Genomic DNA, 16,346 nt, shown 5'->3' on the forward strand with positions numbered 1-16,346 from the left:
TACCTCTTGAGAAAGATGTCAATTGAGTCTTAAGCTTGTGCGGCTTATTGATATAGATAATCAACAATTTTAGAAGTTTCGTCAAGGGCTATTTGATAAAGTTTTTCACTTATTTTAGTTAAGATATGTAACACAGCCGTTTAAAATATCGTAAAACCAAGTCTACAATTGGTTTTGAGCTACAATAAGAACTTTTCCTCCGGTTGGGCAGAATAAAATTTAGAGCAAGATTTATAAATTTATTGACAAATAGTCTTAGTAAAGGTAGAGTTTTGTTTAAGTAGCTATCTAATCCTCTCGGAAAAGACAAGGTGGCAAAAGAAATTCGGTACTTTCTTCTGGGCAAGCTTGATAAAAGTGGGGCTAGAAGGGGTGCGGGATTGTTTTTTTCTGAATCAAGAGAGTTAATCGCTACTTGTTGGCATATTCATCTCAAACTCTAAACAACAAAGCCTGAGAGCGTTTGCTCTCAGGCTTTTCTAGTTAGATTTTTAACTGCTTGTGGCATCGGACACGCTAGCTCAAGCAGATGATTTGCTTTCCGATGATCTGCTTTCCTCGGCTACTTGCTCGTTGCTGGGCAACTCCAGGCAATAACCCGCGCCGTATACGGTTTTGATGTACCGAGGATGGCGGGGATCGGGTTCCATCTTGGTTCTCAGGTGTCTGATGTGTACGCGAATTGTTTCGATATCGTCATCGGGGTCGTAACCCCAGACTTCTTTGAGAATTTCGCTGGGAGAGACTGTCTGACCGTGGCGCTGGAGCAAGCAGTGCAACAACTCGAACTCTAGGTGAGTCAGTTTGACGGTATTAACGTACCAAACAGCTTCAAACCTTTCGGGGACAAGAGTTAGCGGGCCGTAATTCAGGATTTCTGAGTGTTTGGCAGCTTGGGGGATGCGGTCTGTGCGCCTCAGCAAGGCTCGCACTCGTGCCAGCATTTCTTCTAGTTCAAAGGGTTTGGTCAGGTAATCGTCGGCGCCGGAGTTGAAGCCTTCTACTTTATCTTGAGTTTGACTTAAGGCTGTCAACATCAAGACGGGTATGTCGGCGGTGCGATCGTCACGCCGCAATCGCTGACACACTGTGAATCCGTCTACTCTAGGCAGCATCAGGTCTAGCATGATCAGGTCGGGGAGCATTTGTATTGCTAGTGCCTGACCTTTGATGCCGTCTTCTGCCTGGGTGACTTCGTAGCCAGCCATTTCTAGGTTGACGGCTACGAGTTCGGCGATCGCCGCGTCATCATCAATAACAAGTATCCGAGGCATCATCATTTATCTCACCGCTAACCAGATGGCGGAGGCTACAGCCTTCTGGGGGTTCCAGGTAACTTTAAGGAGCAATTTTTTAATTTTAAGCTTCATAAAAAAACTCGGTAAGTGGGAAACTCAGGGTATGAAAGACCTGAGAGGAAAATGACCAGGCGATTTCAACCGCCTTGAATCTTTACCATTACCGCCTTGGAGTTGCAAGAGTCTGGTGTACTTTTGTAATGTACTTTCAATGGGACAATTACCATCTCAAATCTTGCAACCCTGTACGCATAATGTTCGCTCCTGATGGAGCCTCCCTTCCGGGGTAATGTTCGCCTCGACCTGGTTATAAAGGCTTGTTAGACCTGCGACACTGTTTCAGTGACTTTAAAACTGTTTAATCGCAGGTGACAGAGCGGAAAACTGGCGGATCATTCGCCGGTGTCGTGACCTAAATAACGTCTCCTCCCAAGAGGGGTCTGGTCAGAACAGCTTGCAATTTCTTACAAGCTCAGTGGCTTGAGCCTCGGAGTTCCTGACTAAGGATTATAAGGTTCATTAAGAACTTTTAGGGTTCTGTAAATATTCTTGTACTAATTATAAGCCCTCTTGAGCGCATATCAGAAAACTGTTCGCCAAAAATCTTGCTGGGAGTCGATTTTTTGCCGGCAAGAACAGCTTCCTGTTTCTTCTGGGTTTGCCTGCGACTTCAGGCAATGGCGCTAAGGGTAAGCTACTGCGGGTGCCAGAGATTGTCTGTGGCGATCGACCCATATAGGGGAATTCGGATAGAGGATTTGGCGACTCGATAACGGGTCATTGAAATATACTGCTTAAATGCTGTACCACTTAAGCCCGGTCTTTGAGACATCTGTTAACGGCTAACTGTTAACTTTTAAAATTTTGTTAAGTTTAGTTAAAAAACTTTCTTTTTTTTGAGGATTGCCACTTGCTTTTCAGGGCTATTGACTGTATAATTTAATAATTGAAATATAAGTATTTATCAAAAAAATAAAAAATATTCCCATTATCAAATAGTATCATACATAAGTCAAACAATCAATCCCGCAACCTGAAAATTTGGGGTGATTTTTTTTCAATTATTTTTTTACCATAAAGAATTGGTTGAAAGCCCGCCCGCCCGATCGCCCTTGAGAAATCAAAAGAAGACGATTCATTACTCCAATCCTCTTCCTTCCTTTGTCAACTGTCAACTGTCAACTGTCAACTGTCAACTGTCAACTGTCAACTGTCAACTGAACATCGCCCTTGGAGCAGCCAAGCAAAGGATAAAAACTGCTAGCAAGGCTAAGGCTACTGAGGGGGAGCAGGCTGAGTATTTTTGGTAGGAAGAGTCGGTTGAGGGGTTAATTTTTGGAAGTAAAGACCGCCGACTGTTAGTAAGAATATTGTATAACCAACAGCTTGCAAAAGATAGATTCGATCGCGGTATCCAAAGAGCGCTTTGAGAATCACTCCCGGAAATTGTCGATCGGGCAAAACTCCCGCTACATTCCACACCATCGGGCCTAAAATACAAGAGTGGAGTTGTGCAGTGCGATCGTAAAAAACACAAATTGCTGCATACTGGCTATCCGTCTGGGACAAAATGGCAGCGGAGGCGTCAAAATGTTTGAGTGCAGAGACTGCTAAACCGGCGACGATTAGCAATAATAAGATTCCCATAAATTTGAAAAACTGGCGGATATCGATTTTGACACCCCATTTAAAAATTAGGGAACCAATGATTGCAGCCCCAAGCAAACCGCCCACAGCACCTAAAGCTGGAGTTAAACCTTGTTGAAATTGAGCGCTGATAAATATAACTGTTTCAAAACCTTCGCGAAGTACGGCGATAAAAATCAAGCCGAATACGCCCCAGCCAGCATTCGTGTTTGATTTTAAAGCTGCGGTAAGTGCGCCTTCAACTTCGGCTTTGAGAAAGCGGGCTTGCTGAGTCATCCAAATTAGCATCCAGCTTAGCATGGCGATCGCAAAAATTCCCAATACGCCTTCTAATAGCTGTTTAATTACGGGTGCGTAAGGCTGATTTGATGTTGATAGTGCTGCGAGCAATCCATTGAATAAAACACCGACAAAACCGCTAGCAGCAATGCCGGCTGCGATACCTGCATAAACCCAAGAATTGAGGTGAGTTTGGTCGGCTTTTTTCAAGCAAGCTAGGACAATTCCGACGACTAAGGCGGCTTCTACGCCTTCACGGAGAGTAATTACAAAGGTTGGGATGGCTTCAGTAAAGTTCATTTTTTGATAACTGCTAATTTGTAGTTAGTGTTTAGTCTTTAGCAACTTTTATTTTAGCGCTGGCAGAATATCAATTTATTGATCCGCGAAGGCGCGTTAGGCGAAGCCGCGCGTAAGCGCTAGGGCGTGAAGGAATAGAAACTAAGAGAAGGACTTATAGCCTTTCTCAAAAAGATGAGGTATGACTGACAGGTTATTATAACCCTTGAACGTATAGGGATCTCTTCCCAACAACGTCCGCGAATATGAGAGCTAGATACGCTATAGATACTCTTAAGGCGGTTCTGGAGTAACTAATGACAATGACGAATGGTAAGGTGCGTCGCTTTGAGATTGTCTATTTTTTTTGAGTGATTCTTTGTACCGACGCACCCTACGACTAATGACTAAATCAACTGTAATCCCGCAGCATTTTTTTGAGTTCCACTTGGTGCAATTCTTCTTGTCCAATTAGAGTGCGGGCGTATTCTTCGAGATAAACGCTGGAGTCTGTGACGACTTCTAGTAAGGATTTATACTTTTTAAGCGCTTTTTTCTCGTGATTTAAACTTTCTTCCAACAAGTCTTTGATGGAGTGTTTGTATGTTTCTTCGATGGGGGCAATTTTTTGGCTGGGATGTCCGTCTAAACCTGTTAAAATTTCTCCGGCTTGTTGGGCGTGGAGTAGGGATTCGGTTGCTTGTGCTTGAAAAAACTGCACGATGGGAATTCGGTTTGGCCCTGTCACCATTAGTGCATAGTGGGTGTAGCGCACTACTCCTGCTAGTTCCCATTCCATGATGGTGCATAGCAGTTCTTGGGTTTTTTTCTCGTCGAGTTCTTTCATTTGCTATTTTCGATCTAAGATGCAGTCAAGAGCAGTTGTCATAATATCACATTTTTTAATTTAATAGCAATATAGCAATATCGAATGCAAAACTCGGATTACCGTCACGCGGCTAATGTCTCGATTGGAAGAGGAAAAAGTTATCGATCGCTCCCGCCCTCAGTACATCGTTTTAACTTAGCATTTTTGACATTTCTGATAATTATTATAATTATCAGAAATAAAGGAATTTTTTAACCCCACATGCACACAGAAAAACGCAGATACCCAAAAAGTATCTGCGTTTGTACTTCGACTGATTATTTAAGTCGTCACCAATGCCTTCAGCAGATAAGCGCGAGTTCCTGTTTGGTTTACGCCCTTCGCATCTCTGTAGGTGTAACTGCCATAGGCAGAAATATCGCCAAAGTTATTGATGCCAGTAGCGTTAGTTAATGTCACATTCGAGCCGCCAAAGCTCGGATTTGTGAGGATCAAACTGTTCAAGTCTTTGATAGTGCCGTTGTTCCAGACAAAAGCGCGGTTTTGAAGGCTCGAATTCTGGGAGACGCCGACCACTTGACCGAATTGGTTGATGCCAGCGGCGGCACCGGTTGCACCGCCAAGGCTGCCGATGTTGATTTTTTGACCGTTTTGCAAGAGGAAGGGTGAGCTTGTGGCTGTAGCCCCAGTGCCACCGCTCGTACTACCGATGATTTGACCGCTATCGTTGATGTCACGGAGAGTGGCTTGTTCTGCCCCAAAGGTGCCGAGGTTGGTTAGTTTATATTTACCGTCTGCGCCTTTTTCCCACAACGCCGCAGTGTTTACGGTCTTGTCGTTGAGTCCGTCACTGTCAACTTCGCCGACAATTACACTCTTATTGTTAATTCCAACCGCTCTACCTGTGTCACCGCCCAAATCTGGCAGGGGGTTGATGAAACCTTCGCTTGAATAAAAGGCGCGGGTGCGATTTGAGGCTGTTGAGGTAGAACCGGGCCCGTAGATGTGGCGGCCAGCAATTTCGTTTTTGTTGTTGATGTCGAAGAAGTAGCTTTCAACACCACCCAAATCGGTGATTTGTAGGGTGTAATCGCCACCAGCCTCCCTTTGCCACAGCAAGCCGCGGTCTGTGGCTCGACCGGCAAATTCATCGCTTGTACCGGCGATCGCACCTAGATCATTGATGGCCGCAGTAAAGCCGCCACCACCGCGCTGAGTAACCTCTTTTCCGGTATTGTCACCGCCGCCATTTTTGATGCCAGTGCTAGTCAGTGGCTTGAACTCCCCATTTTCCCAAACAAATCCTTGATTGCGGAAGCCTGTGCCACTTACTTCGGTGGTTTGGGAACGACCAACTATTTGTCCTTTGTCGTTAATAGCATTAGCTTGGGTGGCATTGCCTGTGGGTGCGATCGAACCTAGGTCAATAGCCTGGTAGCGGTACAGCGGGATATCGTTGGAAAGGAGAGCTTTTTGTACTCCCGTAGCTACGTCTTTGATGGTTGCCAACAAGTCATCTCCGGCTTTGATTAGGGTGTTGCCCATTTCGGTGACAAAGGAGAGGAATTGGCCCGCGAGGCTGTCGCCTAAGCGCAGTTTATCTGTACTCCCATTAAATCCAGATATGGTAACGGAACCAGGGCCTGCTTCGAGAACGATTTGATCGCTACCATTGCCAAGGGAAACTGTATCGTTGCCAGTTCCTGGTTTGATCAAGTTATCGCCGTCGCCTGCGTTGATGTTGTCATCGCCGGCACCGGTGTAGATTTGGTCGTTGCCACTACCTGCGGTGACGAAATCGTTGCCACTACCTGTAACCACGCGGTTGTTGCCTTTGCCTGCGAAGACGCGGTTGTTACCTTCTCCGGCATTGATGATGTCATTGCCTGTTTGAGCGTAGATGGTATCGTCACCTGGGCTGCCGACGATGCTTTTATTACCTTCGCTAGCGAAGATGCTGGTGGCTTTTGCCCCGGCATTGATGATGTCTTTACCAGTGCCTGCAAAAAGTGTACCGCTGCCATCGCCTGTGATTAGGCTGTCATTATCTAGTAGTTTAATTTCGCTGGCGGTTCTTTCTGAATTGAGGGTGCTGGGTGAGCCAATCGACTTTGCAATCAGACTATTCAACTGCGACAAGTCACTGGATATTCCTAAGTCTGCAATAGCAGTATTGGGAAACAGGGGAAATGATGTATTCAACAAGTTATCGGGAACCATTAGAAACTCCTTTGATATGTATGTTTGGGTTGTATTTGAGCGCGTGTAAAACTACACCCTGAAGTTAGACTTTGGGATCAAGATTGATGCTATAATCTCGAAAAAACCTGATGAGAATTGAGTCGATGCCGCACTGGAAAAATCTCAAACCTTTTGCAATGACTAAAGGTTCGCCCTATCCAGTAAATGACTAATATTAGTTTTACGGGTTAACTTCCAATACTCCGCTAGGAGCGAATACTACCGTAAACTTAGCTGCGGGTACTGTCGCCTTGGTGCTGCCTGTCTGGGAAGACTTCAGCATATTTGGCAGGGGGGTTTCTTGGGTGTAATCCTTGGCTGGTTGGTTGAGGGGCTCGAAGTTGCCGATCGCCCCGTCTTGACTTGCAGTGACTCGATAGACTAGATTTTGAGTGAATGTGGGAGTAGCTTGCCAAGTCTGATTTATGCGATCGTACACTTTGAGAGCTAACTCATCTAGTTTGGTGCGATCGGTAATTTCCGCTGTCTGATTAGTGACCTCAACCGCCTGAACTTCCTGCTTACCTGCTGACACAGGCAATGCTTGGACAGTCTTATCTGTAGGGCTACTCGCAATAGCCGTTTCAGGAGACTTATTAGCAACAGGTGCAATTTCAGGAGACTTTTCAGGCAGTTTTTTTGTGCTATCAACAGCTAAAGCCGGAGGTGTTGTGCTAGTCGCCATAGCTGGCTCCGCCGGTTTATTAGCAACAGCATTAACATCTGCTACCTTAGCGGGATCTTTCCCCTCAATTGTCAAAGACTTGACGTAAATACCACGAAACTTTTCCATTTGAGTGACGCGCCACATGGCAATTGGATAAGTCACGCATACAAGTGTAAAAACTCCTACACAACCCCAAACGAATTTGTGCATCTCCCTCGCCGGGAGTGGCTTACTTTTTGTTTCCATCATCAAACCTCGTATTACTTAAATTAACGGCAAATAGGGGAATAAAGGATGCCAAGACATAGCTGTGGAAGCTACTAACAAAGCAAACATCCAGAAAAATATGGTGCGGCTTTTCACACTCTTATTCTTCCAAATCGCATACAGTATTGGCCAACTGATAAGCCAGCCAACAAGTAACATAGTTTCTTTGCCCGTGTAACTGCCGATATTTCCCCACAATTCGCTATCACTCTTGCTTCCGGGAATCCAACTGCCAATATTCCAAACAATTTTTTCTGTGGCTTTGGATGTGTCGGACAAGTGGTGAGTTACCATCATGACAAAACAGCCAATGCCAGCACTAATTAATGCAGCAGCAGCCGGGCCAGAATTGCTAGGCGGAGTTTCGGCTCCCTCAGCTAAGCTTTTCGGGAATCGTTTTAAATTATTCCAAAATTTCCCGTAGAAAGGTTCATTATCCGCATGATTTTGGCGGGATAATTGTCTGGTCATTGCTAAAATCTCCTAAGTTTGGGAATTGCTCATTAGCTGTTGCTAATAGTGTCAAATAACCGCAGAAAAATATTCTATGTCAACAGGCAAGATGCCTGTTCCACAAAAAATAAATTTTCTTGTGGGGTGGGCTTCTAGCCCGCACATAAAAAGATTATTGCGAATAGTGCAAAATCTTAGATAAACTAACTATTTACTAGAGAGCGCGAATTTTGGCAACACCAAGTCCGCTCACCATGCCGCCCATTGCAAAAAACATGATTCCCATCAAAGCTACACAAGTAGCTGTTAAAACTGGGCGATTTTTTTTGTCTAAAATTGAGTCGCCGTAGTACCACAAAATCCAGGTACAAGCTACTGCTAATGGCAATGTAAATAGCACGGTAAATTCGTGATATTCCATCAAAATGTACTGGACTAAAGGCGAGTTTGATTTCAGCCAAGCACGAGCTCCGCCAAAATCTGCGCCTGCTCGATAGCGCATATATGATAAGTTGCCGGTAGCAATGGCTAAAAAACTCAAAAGAGTTGACCAAAAGGCTAATGTACGCATTTGTGGCAAGATTTTACCGACTCCCCGTAGCAAGGGAAATGCTAAGTGTCCGGTATAAGCCATGACTACTAATGCCAACATTGAACCCATGCCGTGAATGGTTCCCATCCATCGCTGCCAAGGGCTGGGATGGAGTAGGTTAACGAAAGGCATAAACAGAAATAAACCAGCGGATAAAATGCTCAGCCCGTAGACAGAAACTTGAGCAATATCTAATTGTCTGGGAAATTCAGATGGAACTAAATCGGTAGTTGATTTTTCGATTGAATTTTGCACCGCTATCGGGCCTCATTGAGTTTGGATTGTTCGGGAACGTATTTGAGAATAGTTGCATTAGTATTTTGACTTTCTTGAGAATACAAGCCGTGCGGAGGAGTCGATCGCACATTCACGCGATCGATCGCCTTAAAATACTGCTAAAAGGACATTAACTAGCAATAGAATCCGGCTTTTTAGTTTTTAGAGCACCCAAAACTTTTACTTTTACTGCTTACTCGGCATTTCTACCGCTTCTTTTAGAAAGCAAGTAATGCAACTAATTCTCAAGAACCGATAATAAGGGACATTATTGACTTTTAGTCTTTTGTTAATTTTATTTTAAGATTTGCGTCAAAGCTTGATTCTTCAGGGATTTTACTGCCAGGTCGATCGCGAATTATTGATAATAGTTATCAAAAAGCCGATAATACGTGGCTTCTGAAACCAAAATCGGCAAAAATCCCCCCAGAGGGGATTGTAAAGTTTTGTAAAAAATAGTTGACTAAAAGGTTGGGAGTTCTCATGTTTTGGAGATATCGATGCACATACCTGATGGTTTTCTTTCACCGCCCGTAGCAATTGCCACGGGCATAGCAAGCGCAGCATTTATTGCCGTAGCGCTAAATCGAACCCGCGCCAGTCTTGGGTTGCGACAAGCTCCAGTCATGGGTTTAACCACGGCTTTTGTGTTTGCGGCCCAGATGATTAACTTTCCTGTAGCAGGTGGCACCAGCGGGCACTTGTTGGGAGGCGCGCTAGCTTCCGTGGTTTTGGGTAGCCCTTGGGCGGCAACTCTGGCGATGAGTACGGTTTTTATAATTCAGAGCGTCTTGTTTGCGGATGGGGGCATCACCGCACTGGGAGCGAATATTTTTAATATGGGGCTAGTCGGAATTTGGGTGGGTTGGTGGCTGTTGCAGCCATTGCAGCAACTATTGGGAGGTTCCAGAAATCGTTTGCCGCTAGCTGCGGGGATTGCGGCCGCCCTCAGTGTTGTATCCGCTTCGATTTGTGTGGCGATTGAATTGGCAATTTCGGGCACAGTAGAGCTGAATATCGCATTGCCAGCAATGGTAGGTATTCATATTTTAATTGGGATTGGTGAAGGGCTAATTACAGGCGGTGTTTTAACTTATCTGGTGAAAGTACGGCCGGATTTGTTACCAGGAGAACAGCCACAATTACAGAAATGGTTAGTGCCAGTAATTGGGGTGTTATTAATTAGTGGCGTGCTTTCATTGTTTGCTTCAAGTTGGCCTGATGGGTTAGAAGCGGTAGCAGAACAATACGGTTTTAAAGATAAAGAAGCTGTGGCGATTGAGATTCCAACTCCTCTAGCTGGTTACGGTGTTAAAGGATTAGAAGAACAACCAATAGGTACTAGCATTGCTGGAGTTTTAGGCTCTGCTATTTGTTTCGGTACGGCTTTTGGGATTGCTCAGTTGGTGAAATCTAAAGATGCTTAAATTATCAATACCTTTTCGATTGCGACTGTCTCTCACAATTGTGATTGGGATTGGTTTTATGAAGACAGGTGCTTGGCTGTGGCTGGGCATCTATGGGGCGATCGCACTTTTTTGGTCACTTTGGCTGAAAGCACCGCTGCGAACCCTGCTGCAACTATTAGGAGCAGAATTAATTTTCCTCTCCTTATTAGTGCTACCACAAGGTTGGGAACGAGCGAGTTTTCTGTTGCTGCGTTCCCTCATTTGCTTGCTAGTTATGAACAGTTTTCTGCTAACTTTGCCGCCACACAGCTTCGGAATTGCCCTGAAAGGATTGCCCCTACCAGCAGGCTTACAAGAGATTGTGCTTTTAGCTGGACAATACTTAGAAATATTGCTCGCAGAAGTCAACCGGATGAAACGATCCGCTCAACTGCGAGGTTTGTCGGGTAGCGTAGGATGGCTGAGATACGCCAGTGCTTCGATGATAGGAGCTCTTTATTTGCGAAGTCTCGATCGCGCCGAGAGAGTCCACGCAGCCATGATGATTCGTGGCTACAAAGGCAGTTTGCCCGCCGACTCAAAATCAACACCAAAAGAGCGACTCTGGCTGACAGTCACGATTTTAACCGCAGCCGGATTAACAATAGCTTCTTACGGTAATTGGTAATTGGTAATTGGTAATTGGTAATTGGTAATTGGTAATTGGTAATTGTTACTTCTTCCCTCTTGCTTCTTCCTTTTCTCTTTCCCTCTCTGCGCCCTCTGCGGTCTCTGCGGCTAAATACTCTTAATCCTAAAATTGAGGTAAATAAAATTGACTAATCTCAAAGTTGTGCCAACAATCGAAGTACAAGACTTAGTATTCGGATATCCGCAGCAAAAACCTGTATTGCAAGGAATTTCTTTTACCTTACAACCTGGAGAAAGAGTTGCCTTACTTGGTTTGACAGGCGCTGGAAAAAGCACTTTGCTGGAAAATTTAATCGGCTTAAAAATGCCGCAATCTGGCGAGGTGAGAGTGCAGGGAACTAAGCTGGAACAGGCAACTTTATCGGAAGCGCGTAAGCAGATTGGATTTTGTTTTCAAGATGCGAATGACCAGCTATTTATGCCGACTATTTTAGAGGATGTGATGTTCGGGCCACGCAATTATGGAGTACCAGAGGGAGTTGCGCGCGATCGGGCTTTAGCACTATTAGACGAATTCCGTTTGGTTGAATTTGCCAACCGTTCGGCCCACGAGCTTTCTGGGGGTCAAAGAAGGTTGGCAGCATTAGCTGCAATTTTAGCATTAGAGCCGGCAATTTTAATTTTGGATGAGCCTACAAATGGACTAGATCCGTCGTGGCGGAGGCATTTGGCTAAGGTTTTGTCGCAATTGCCGATCGAGGTAATTTTGATCGCTTCCCACGATTTGAACTGGATTGGGAAAACGACTCAAAGGGCGTTAGTCTTGGCTGATGGTCAGATTCGGGTGGATGAACAAACTCAAGAATTGCTCAAAGATCGATCGACTCTTGAATATTACAATTTACCGCCAGATTGGTAATTAGTAATTAGTCATTAGTCATTGGTCATTGGTCATTAGTCATTAGTCATTAGTCATTAGTCATTAGTCATTAGTCATTGGTAATTTGAACCAACTGTCAACTGTCAACTGTCAACTGTCAACTGTCAATGGCTTTGATTAAAGCTGGAATTTGCGAACAGTCTCGTTGTACAGATGAATAGCTAAATCCCGAAGAACTTCTTCATTCTCAATATGACTTCCTAATTTCTGTTTCGCCGAGTTGATGCACATTTGCATTAAGTCGGCGGAACTTTCGACGTAAAGCGCGATCGCCCTTTGCTGTTCTTCAAAACCAATCTCGACTTCCCCGAGCATTGGTACCGATTGACAATTAGCAGATTGGTCTAAGTTTGCCCCAATTCTTTCCTGTTTTCTCCTTTGCACTTCCTCGGAAAAACCAGAAGCAATTATCCCTGCGGGTAGCGCAAAAATCCCGATTCCCAAAAATGCTAAAATTGCTCCTAAAAATTTACCTAAAGGAGTGATAGGATAAATATCGCCGTAGCCGACAGTCGTCAATGTCACAACTCCCCACCACATTGAATCGAGGATACTCCCAAAAGCTTTGGGATGCGCTTCGTATTCAACAAAATACATGATGCTAGAGGCAAATATTAACAGAATGAAAACTGCAAAAGCTGTGGCGATTAATTCTTCTTTTTTTGCGTACAATACTGCTCCCATAGTTCGCACTGAGTGTGAATAACGGCTCATTTTTAGCAGCCGTAACAAACGCAACAGGCGAATTAAATTGATGAAGCTTAACTCGGGAAATAACAGCACTGTAAAAAATGGCAATATTGAAACTAAATCTATTAGACTTAGTGGTGTCAGACTGTATCTCAATCTTCCCCAAAGCGGGTGGCTATATCTGCGATCTACTGTACATACCCACAGCCTCAAACCATATTCTATTGTAAATACTAAGGATGCAACAATTTCGATCTTTTCTAGAATACTTTTTTGTTCTTGGGAGAAACTGGGGGAAGTAGAAGCAATAAAAGCTGCAACATTTATCAGAATCAAACCAGTGATAATAATATTGCCTGCTAAGCTGTATAAATTGCTACGCTCTGAACCTTCTAAGATTTCATGAATTATTGGTCTGAGTTGTTTTTGCACCTGAGTTTCTCCTAAACAATTAGCAATTCATGCTCGCCCTTTACCATAGCTTAAGAAGTTTTTTTGAAAACGTCAGTAGGATTTGTGAGGAGGGCTAAAAATCTGGTTATTTCAGAGATGTTTTCGTTGCAAAACTCCATATTGATCGGGGAAAGTGGGTGGTTTGGGGCAACGGCATTTTAGTAAAATTTAGAGTTAATCTGGAAGGAATCGCCAACTATTACTGGATTTGCAGGCAAACATCATGAAGGTAGCCGTATTCAGCACCAAATCCTACGATCGCACTTTTCTGACAGCAGCCAACGCCGACAAACACGAGTTGGTGTTTTTTGAACCGCGCCTGAACCTGGAAACTAGCGTTCTGACTGCTGGATTTCCGGCAGTCTGCGCCTTCGTTAACGACTCTTTGGACGCAAAAACGCTCCAGGCGATCGCCCAAAATGGTGTTCGGTTGTTGGCTTTGCGATCGGCCGGATTCAATCACGTCGATTTAGCCGCAGCCCGCGATTTAGGCTTAACTCTTCTCCGAGTTCCCGCTTATTCTCCCTACGCCGTCGCCGAACACGCAGTCGCAATGATTTTGTCCCTCAACCGCAAAATCCACCGCGCCTACAACCGAGTCCGCGAAGGGAATTTTGCCCTAGACGGCTTGTTGGGTTTTGACCTCTACGGTAAAACGGTGGGAATCGTCGGAACTGGCAAAATAGGCGCGCTAACTGCCAAAATTCTGCACGGATTCGGCTGTCGCTTGCTGGGATACGATGTTTCCCCAAACCCCGATTGCTTAGCCTTGGGGATGGAATACGTGGCGCTGGCCAAACTGTTCGCCAACTCTGATATTGTCAGCCTCCACTGTCCGCTGATACCAGAAACTTATCATTTAATCGGTGCAGAGGCGATCGGGCAAATGAAACCGGGGATGATGTTGATCAATACCAGTCGCGGTCAGTTGATCGACACTAAAGCTGTTACCAAAGGACTGAAGTCTGGTAGAATTGGCTACCTCGGCTTAGATGTTTACGAACAAGAGACGGATCTGTTTTTTGAGGATTTGTCAAATCAGGTGATTCAAGACGACGTATTTCAGCGCTTGCTGACTTTCCCCAACGTCCTGATTACCGGACATCAAGCTTTTTTCACCGAGGAAGCGTTGCAAAATATCGCCGAAACCACGATCGGCAATATCACCGATTTTGAACAAGGGCGCACTTGTCCCAATCAAATCGACCTCAGGGAAGTGAAAAAATGAGTCAAAAGAGCGATTTGTCAACGGAGGCAATTGTTTAAAATCAACCCATATCGTTATTTTTGCTTGCAATTGGTGAAGCTCTGCCTTAATCTCATCAATTAGCCCCAGCAGCCTGAATGCTTTGCTAATTGCCAGATAATCATATTGGCAGCAACTCAAAGCGTGCAATTTTACTTGACAACGGAGGAATTATCCCATGACCCAAGCTAACTTTTCTGACGACACGCAAACTATCACTGAAGTTGTGACAGTAGACCTAGTGAGTGACCAGCCAGGGGTCATCACTACAATGACCTCAGAAACTCCAGGGAGCCAGTCCCAAGATATTAAAGATCAAATTCTCACAATTTTGTCCGAGCTTCCAGCTTATCTCTCAACCTTTTTTGTTGAATATCAAAAACCTCTGGTAACTATTGGTTTAATCCTGGCAGGCGCTATTAGTATTAAGGTAACGCTGGGAGTTTTAGATGCTCTTAATGATGTCCCTTTGGTAGCTCCATTTTTTGAGTTGATTGGTATCGGATATACGGGTTGGTTTGTTTACCGCTATTTGCTCAATGCTACTAGCCGCAAAGAGTTGTTGACGGAAATTGATTCTTTAAAAGAACAAGTTGTCGGTCAAGATTCTTAGAGGAAGTCATTAGTCATTAGTCATTAGTCATTAGTCAGTGGTTATTTGTGAGGGTATACCAATAACCGATAACAAGTAACCAGCAACCAATGCCCAATGCCCAATGCCCAATCTTAATTTGGATGGCAAACTTGTTGCAAAGTGGCGGTAAAGTCAGGGTAGGAAATGGCAGCGGCTTCGGCCCGGTGAATGTTAGTAACGCCTGTGGCGCTGAGGGCTGCGATCGCCAAACTCATCGCTATTCTGTGATCGGTGTAGCTGTCAACATCCGCGCCAGTTAAAGGAGTCCCCCCGGTAATTTCCAAACCGTCGGGTAACTCGGTAATTTGGGCTCCCATGCGGTTGAGCTCCGCAGCAGTCACGGCGAGCCGATCGCTCTCTTTGACTCGCAAGTCGGCCGCATCTCGAATGATGGTAGTACCCGACGCAAAGGCTGCGGCTACTGCCAAAATGGGGATTTCGTCAATCAGTCGGGGAATTAAGTCGCCAGCAATGGTGCATCCCCGCAACTGTGGGGAAGAGCGAACCAAGATATCTGCTACCGGTTCCCCCGCAGCATCTCGCTGATTTTGCAGTTCAATGTCCGCCCCCATCATCTCCAAAGCTTCCAAAATACCTGTACGAGTGGGATTGACACCGACATTTTCGACTACGAGTTCGGAACCTGGGACGATCGCCCCAGCAACTAGCCAAAATGCCGCCGAACTAATATCTCCCGGTACAATTACATTCTGTCCTTGCAGTTGCGCTGGGCCACTGACTGTCACGCTACAAGTTTCTGGATCGACGCTCAATTTAGCTCCAAACGCCCGCAGCATCCGCTCGCTGTGATCCCGCGACAGAGAGGGTTCTGTGACTGTAGTATCTCCATGGGCCATCAAACCGGCTAGCAAAATGCAGGATTTAACTTGAGCTGAGGCGATCGGCGAATGGTAGTGAATCCCTTTTAACTGCTGTCCGAGTATCCCTAAAGGAGCTAAAGAATTGCTCTTTCTACCCCAAATTTGCGCGCCCATTTGTTGCAGCGGCTTAATTACGCGTGACATGGGGCGCGATCGCAAAGAACTGTCACCCGTTACCGCATAAAAACGCCCCGGATGAGAGGCTAAAATTCCCAACATCAACCGCATCGTCGTGCCGGAATTACCCGCGTCCAAGACTTCCAGAGGCTCCTGTAACTCACCAATTCCGACGCCCCGGACAGTCACCCGTTCCTCGTTGAGTTCCGAAACGGAGGCTCCCAGAAGGGAGAAACATTTAGCAGTGCTGCGGGGGTCTTCTCCTAGCAGCAGTCCCTCAATTGTAGTTTCACCGCGGGCGATCGCACCCAACATCAAAGCGCGGTGAGAAATCGACTTATCGCCCGGAACTCGAATCCTGCCTCGCAGCGACAAGCCCGAGGCAGGTTTTTGAATGCTTAAAGTTTGACTTTCGCTCTTGGGCGAAGTAGTTATAATGGCAGCTTGCATGAGATAGACTAGGATGGGACGGCGTTAGCTATCCTAACCTTTTCCCAGTCATAAGTCATACCATTTTA

General features: G+C 45.3%; 16 protein-coding genes. 6 read left to right on the top strand and 10 right to left on the bottom strand.

All coding sequences use genetic code 11. The annotated features are described in order from the left end of the window. Nucleotides 1-521: 521 nt before the first annotated feature. Nucleotides 522-1,274 (bottom strand): response regulator transcription factor, encoded by a 753-nt coding sequence (locus tag JGK16_RS16550; RefSeq protein ID WP_293186988.1) that lies wholly within the window; start codon nt 1,272-1,274, stop codon nt 522-524. 718 nt (nt 1,275-1,992) lie between these two features. Continuing rightward, complete coding sequence (locus JGK16_RS16555) at nt 1,993-2,130, bottom strand: hypothetical protein (protein ID WP_293186986.1); 138 nt, start codon at nt 2,128-2,130, stop codon at nt 1,993-1,995. 214 nt (nt 2,131-2,344) lie between these two features. On the opposite strand from JGK16_RS16555, the gene JGK16_RS16560 reads away from it, so the two are divergent. Further along, nucleotides 2,345-2,608, top strand: a complete 264-nt coding sequence (locus JGK16_RS16560) for a hypothetical protein (protein WP_293203278.1) — start codon at nt 2,345-2,347, stop codon at nt 2,606-2,608. Here the strand turns inward: JGK16_RS16560 and JGK16_RS16565 are convergent. From JGK16_RS16565 to JGK16_RS16590, 6 genes are all read right to left on the bottom strand, one after another. Further along, on the bottom strand, nt 2,574-3,524 hold the full coding sequence (locus tag JGK16_RS16565; RefSeq protein ID WP_293183827.1) for an FTR1 family protein: 951 nt from the start codon (nt 3,522-3,524) through the stop codon (nt 2,574-2,576). The two genes, JGK16_RS16560 and JGK16_RS16565, sit on opposite strands and share 35 nt — an antisense overlap. 391 nt (nt 3,525-3,915) lie before the next feature. Beyond that, complete coding sequence (locus JGK16_RS16570) at nt 3,916-4,350, bottom strand: ferritin-like domain-containing protein (RefSeq protein WP_293153590.1); 435 nt, start codon at nt 4,348-4,350, stop codon at nt 3,916-3,918. Between the two features lie 303 nt (nt 4,351-4,653). Continuing rightward, the gene (locus tag JGK16_RS16575; RefSeq protein WP_293191381.1) at nt 4,654-6,552 is read right to left on the bottom strand and encodes a DUF3466 family protein; all 1,899 of its coding nucleotides are present in this window, start codon (nt 6,550-6,552) and stop codon (nt 4,654-4,656) included. 202 nt (nt 6,553-6,754) lie between these two features. Continuing rightward, a complete protein-coding gene (locus tag JGK16_RS16580) occupies nt 6,755-7,402 on the bottom strand; it encodes a hypothetical protein (protein ID WP_293203280.1) in 648 nt (215 codons plus the stop codon). Nucleotides 7,403-7,504: 102 nt separating this feature from the next. Continuing rightward, nucleotides 7,505-7,978: a hypothetical protein gene (locus tag JGK16_RS16585; RefSeq protein WP_293191385.1), complete on the bottom strand. Its 474-nt coding sequence runs from the start codon at nt 7,976-7,978 to the stop codon at nt 7,505-7,507. Nucleotides 7,979-8,174: 196 nt separating this feature from the next. Beyond that, on the bottom strand, nt 8,175-8,807 hold the full coding sequence (locus tag JGK16_RS16590; protein WP_293191387.1) for a hypothetical protein: 633 nt from the start codon (nt 8,805-8,807) through the stop codon (nt 8,175-8,177). A gap of 521 nt (nt 8,808-9,328) precedes the next feature. Here JGK16_RS16590 and JGK16_RS16595 point away from each other — a divergent pair. The 3 genes from JGK16_RS16595 (at nt 9,329) to JGK16_RS16605 (ending at nt 11,786) form a co-directional block, all read left to right on the top strand. After that, nucleotides 9,329-10,255 carry an energy-coupling factor ABC transporter permease gene (locus JGK16_RS16595; protein WP_293183838.1) on the top strand — a complete coding sequence of 309 codons (927 nt, stop codon included), beginning with the start codon at nt 9,329-9,331 and terminating at the stop codon, nt 10,253-10,255. Further along, a complete protein-coding gene (locus JGK16_RS16600) occupies nt 10,248-10,904 on the top strand; it encodes an energy-coupling factor transporter transmembrane protein EcfT (RefSeq protein WP_293183840.1) in 657 nt (218 codons plus the stop codon). The genes JGK16_RS16595 and JGK16_RS16600 overlap by 8 nt, the downstream gene beginning before the upstream one ends. A 147-nt stretch (nt 10,905-11,051) precedes the next feature. After that, nucleotides 11,052-11,786 carry an ABC transporter ATP-binding protein gene (locus tag JGK16_RS16605; protein ID WP_293183842.1) on the top strand — a complete coding sequence of 245 codons (735 nt, stop codon included), beginning with the start codon at nt 11,052-11,054 and terminating at the stop codon, nt 11,784-11,786. 138 nt (nt 11,787-11,924) lie between these two features. Here JGK16_RS16605 and JGK16_RS16610 read toward each other — a convergent pair whose 3' ends face one another. Then, nucleotides 11,925-12,929 carry an ion transporter gene (locus JGK16_RS16610; protein ID WP_293183844.1) on the bottom strand — a complete coding sequence of 335 codons (1,005 nt, stop codon included), beginning with the start codon at nt 12,927-12,929 and terminating at the stop codon, nt 11,925-11,927. Between the two features lie 244 nt (nt 12,930-13,173). Between JGK16_RS16610 and JGK16_RS16615 the strand changes: the two genes are divergently transcribed. Continuing rightward, entirely contained in the window at nt 13,174-14,178 is a 1,005-nt protein-coding gene (locus tag JGK16_RS16615; protein ID WP_293183846.1) for a 2-hydroxyacid dehydrogenase, read from the top strand. A 196-nt stretch (nt 14,179-14,374) separates the two neighbouring features. Next, nucleotides 14,375-14,809, top strand: a complete 435-nt coding sequence (locus JGK16_RS16620; protein WP_293183848.1) for a CAAD domain-containing protein — start codon at nt 14,375-14,377, stop codon at nt 14,807-14,809. Between the two features lie 113 nt (nt 14,810-14,922). Here JGK16_RS16620 and aroA read toward each other — a convergent pair whose 3' ends face one another. Beyond that, complete coding sequence (gene aroA, locus JGK16_RS16625; protein WP_293191389.1) at nt 14,923-16,278, bottom strand: 3-phosphoshikimate 1-carboxyvinyltransferase; 1,356 nt, start codon at nt 16,276-16,278, stop codon at nt 14,923-14,925. Between the last annotated feature and the right edge of the window lie 68 nt (nt 16,279-16,346).

The sequence above is a fragment of the Microcoleus sp. PH2017_09_SFU_O_A genome (assembly GCF_020738625.1).
GTDB lineage: Bacteria > Cyanobacteriota > Cyanobacteriia > Cyanobacteriales > Microcoleaceae > Microcoleus.

Coding starts and splice junctions, on each gene's coding strand:
- JGK16_RS16550 (WP_293186988.1), bottom strand. CDS start 1,274: ATGCCTCGGATACTTGTTATTGATGATGACGCGGCGATCGCCGAACTC.
- JGK16_RS16555 (WP_293186986.1), bottom strand. CDS start 2,130: ATGTCTCAAAGACCGGGCTTAAGTGGTACAGCATTTAAGCAGTATATT.
- JGK16_RS16565 (WP_293183827.1), bottom strand. CDS start 3,524: ATGAACTTTACTGAAGCCATCCCAACCTTTGTAATTACTCTCCGTGAA.
- JGK16_RS16570 (WP_293153590.1), bottom strand. CDS start 4,350: ATGAAAGAACTCGACGAGAAAAAAACCCAAGAACTGCTATGCACCATC.
- JGK16_RS16575 (WP_293191381.1), bottom strand. CDS start 6,552: ATGGTTCCCGATAACTTGTTGAATACATCATTTCCCCTGTTTCCCAAT.
- JGK16_RS16585 (WP_293191385.1), bottom strand. CDS start 7,978: ATGACCAGACAATTATCCCGCCAAAATCATGCGGATAATGAACCTTTC.
- JGK16_RS16595 (WP_293183838.1), top strand. CDS start 9,329: ATGCACATACCTGATGGTTTTCTTTCACCGCCCGTAGCAATTGCCACG.
- JGK16_RS16600 (WP_293183840.1), top strand. CDS start 10,248: ATGCTTAAATTATCAATACCTTTTCGATTGCGACTGTCTCTCACAATT.
- JGK16_RS16615 (WP_293183846.1), top strand. CDS start 13,174: ATGAAGGTAGCCGTATTCAGCACCAAATCCTACGATCGCACTTTTCTG.
- JGK16_RS16620 (WP_293183848.1), top strand. CDS start 14,375: ATGACCCAAGCTAACTTTTCTGACGACACGCAAACTATCACTGAAGTT.
- aroA (WP_293191389.1), bottom strand. CDS start 16,278: ATGCAAGCTGCCATTATAACTACTTCGCCCAAGAGCGAAAGTCAAACT.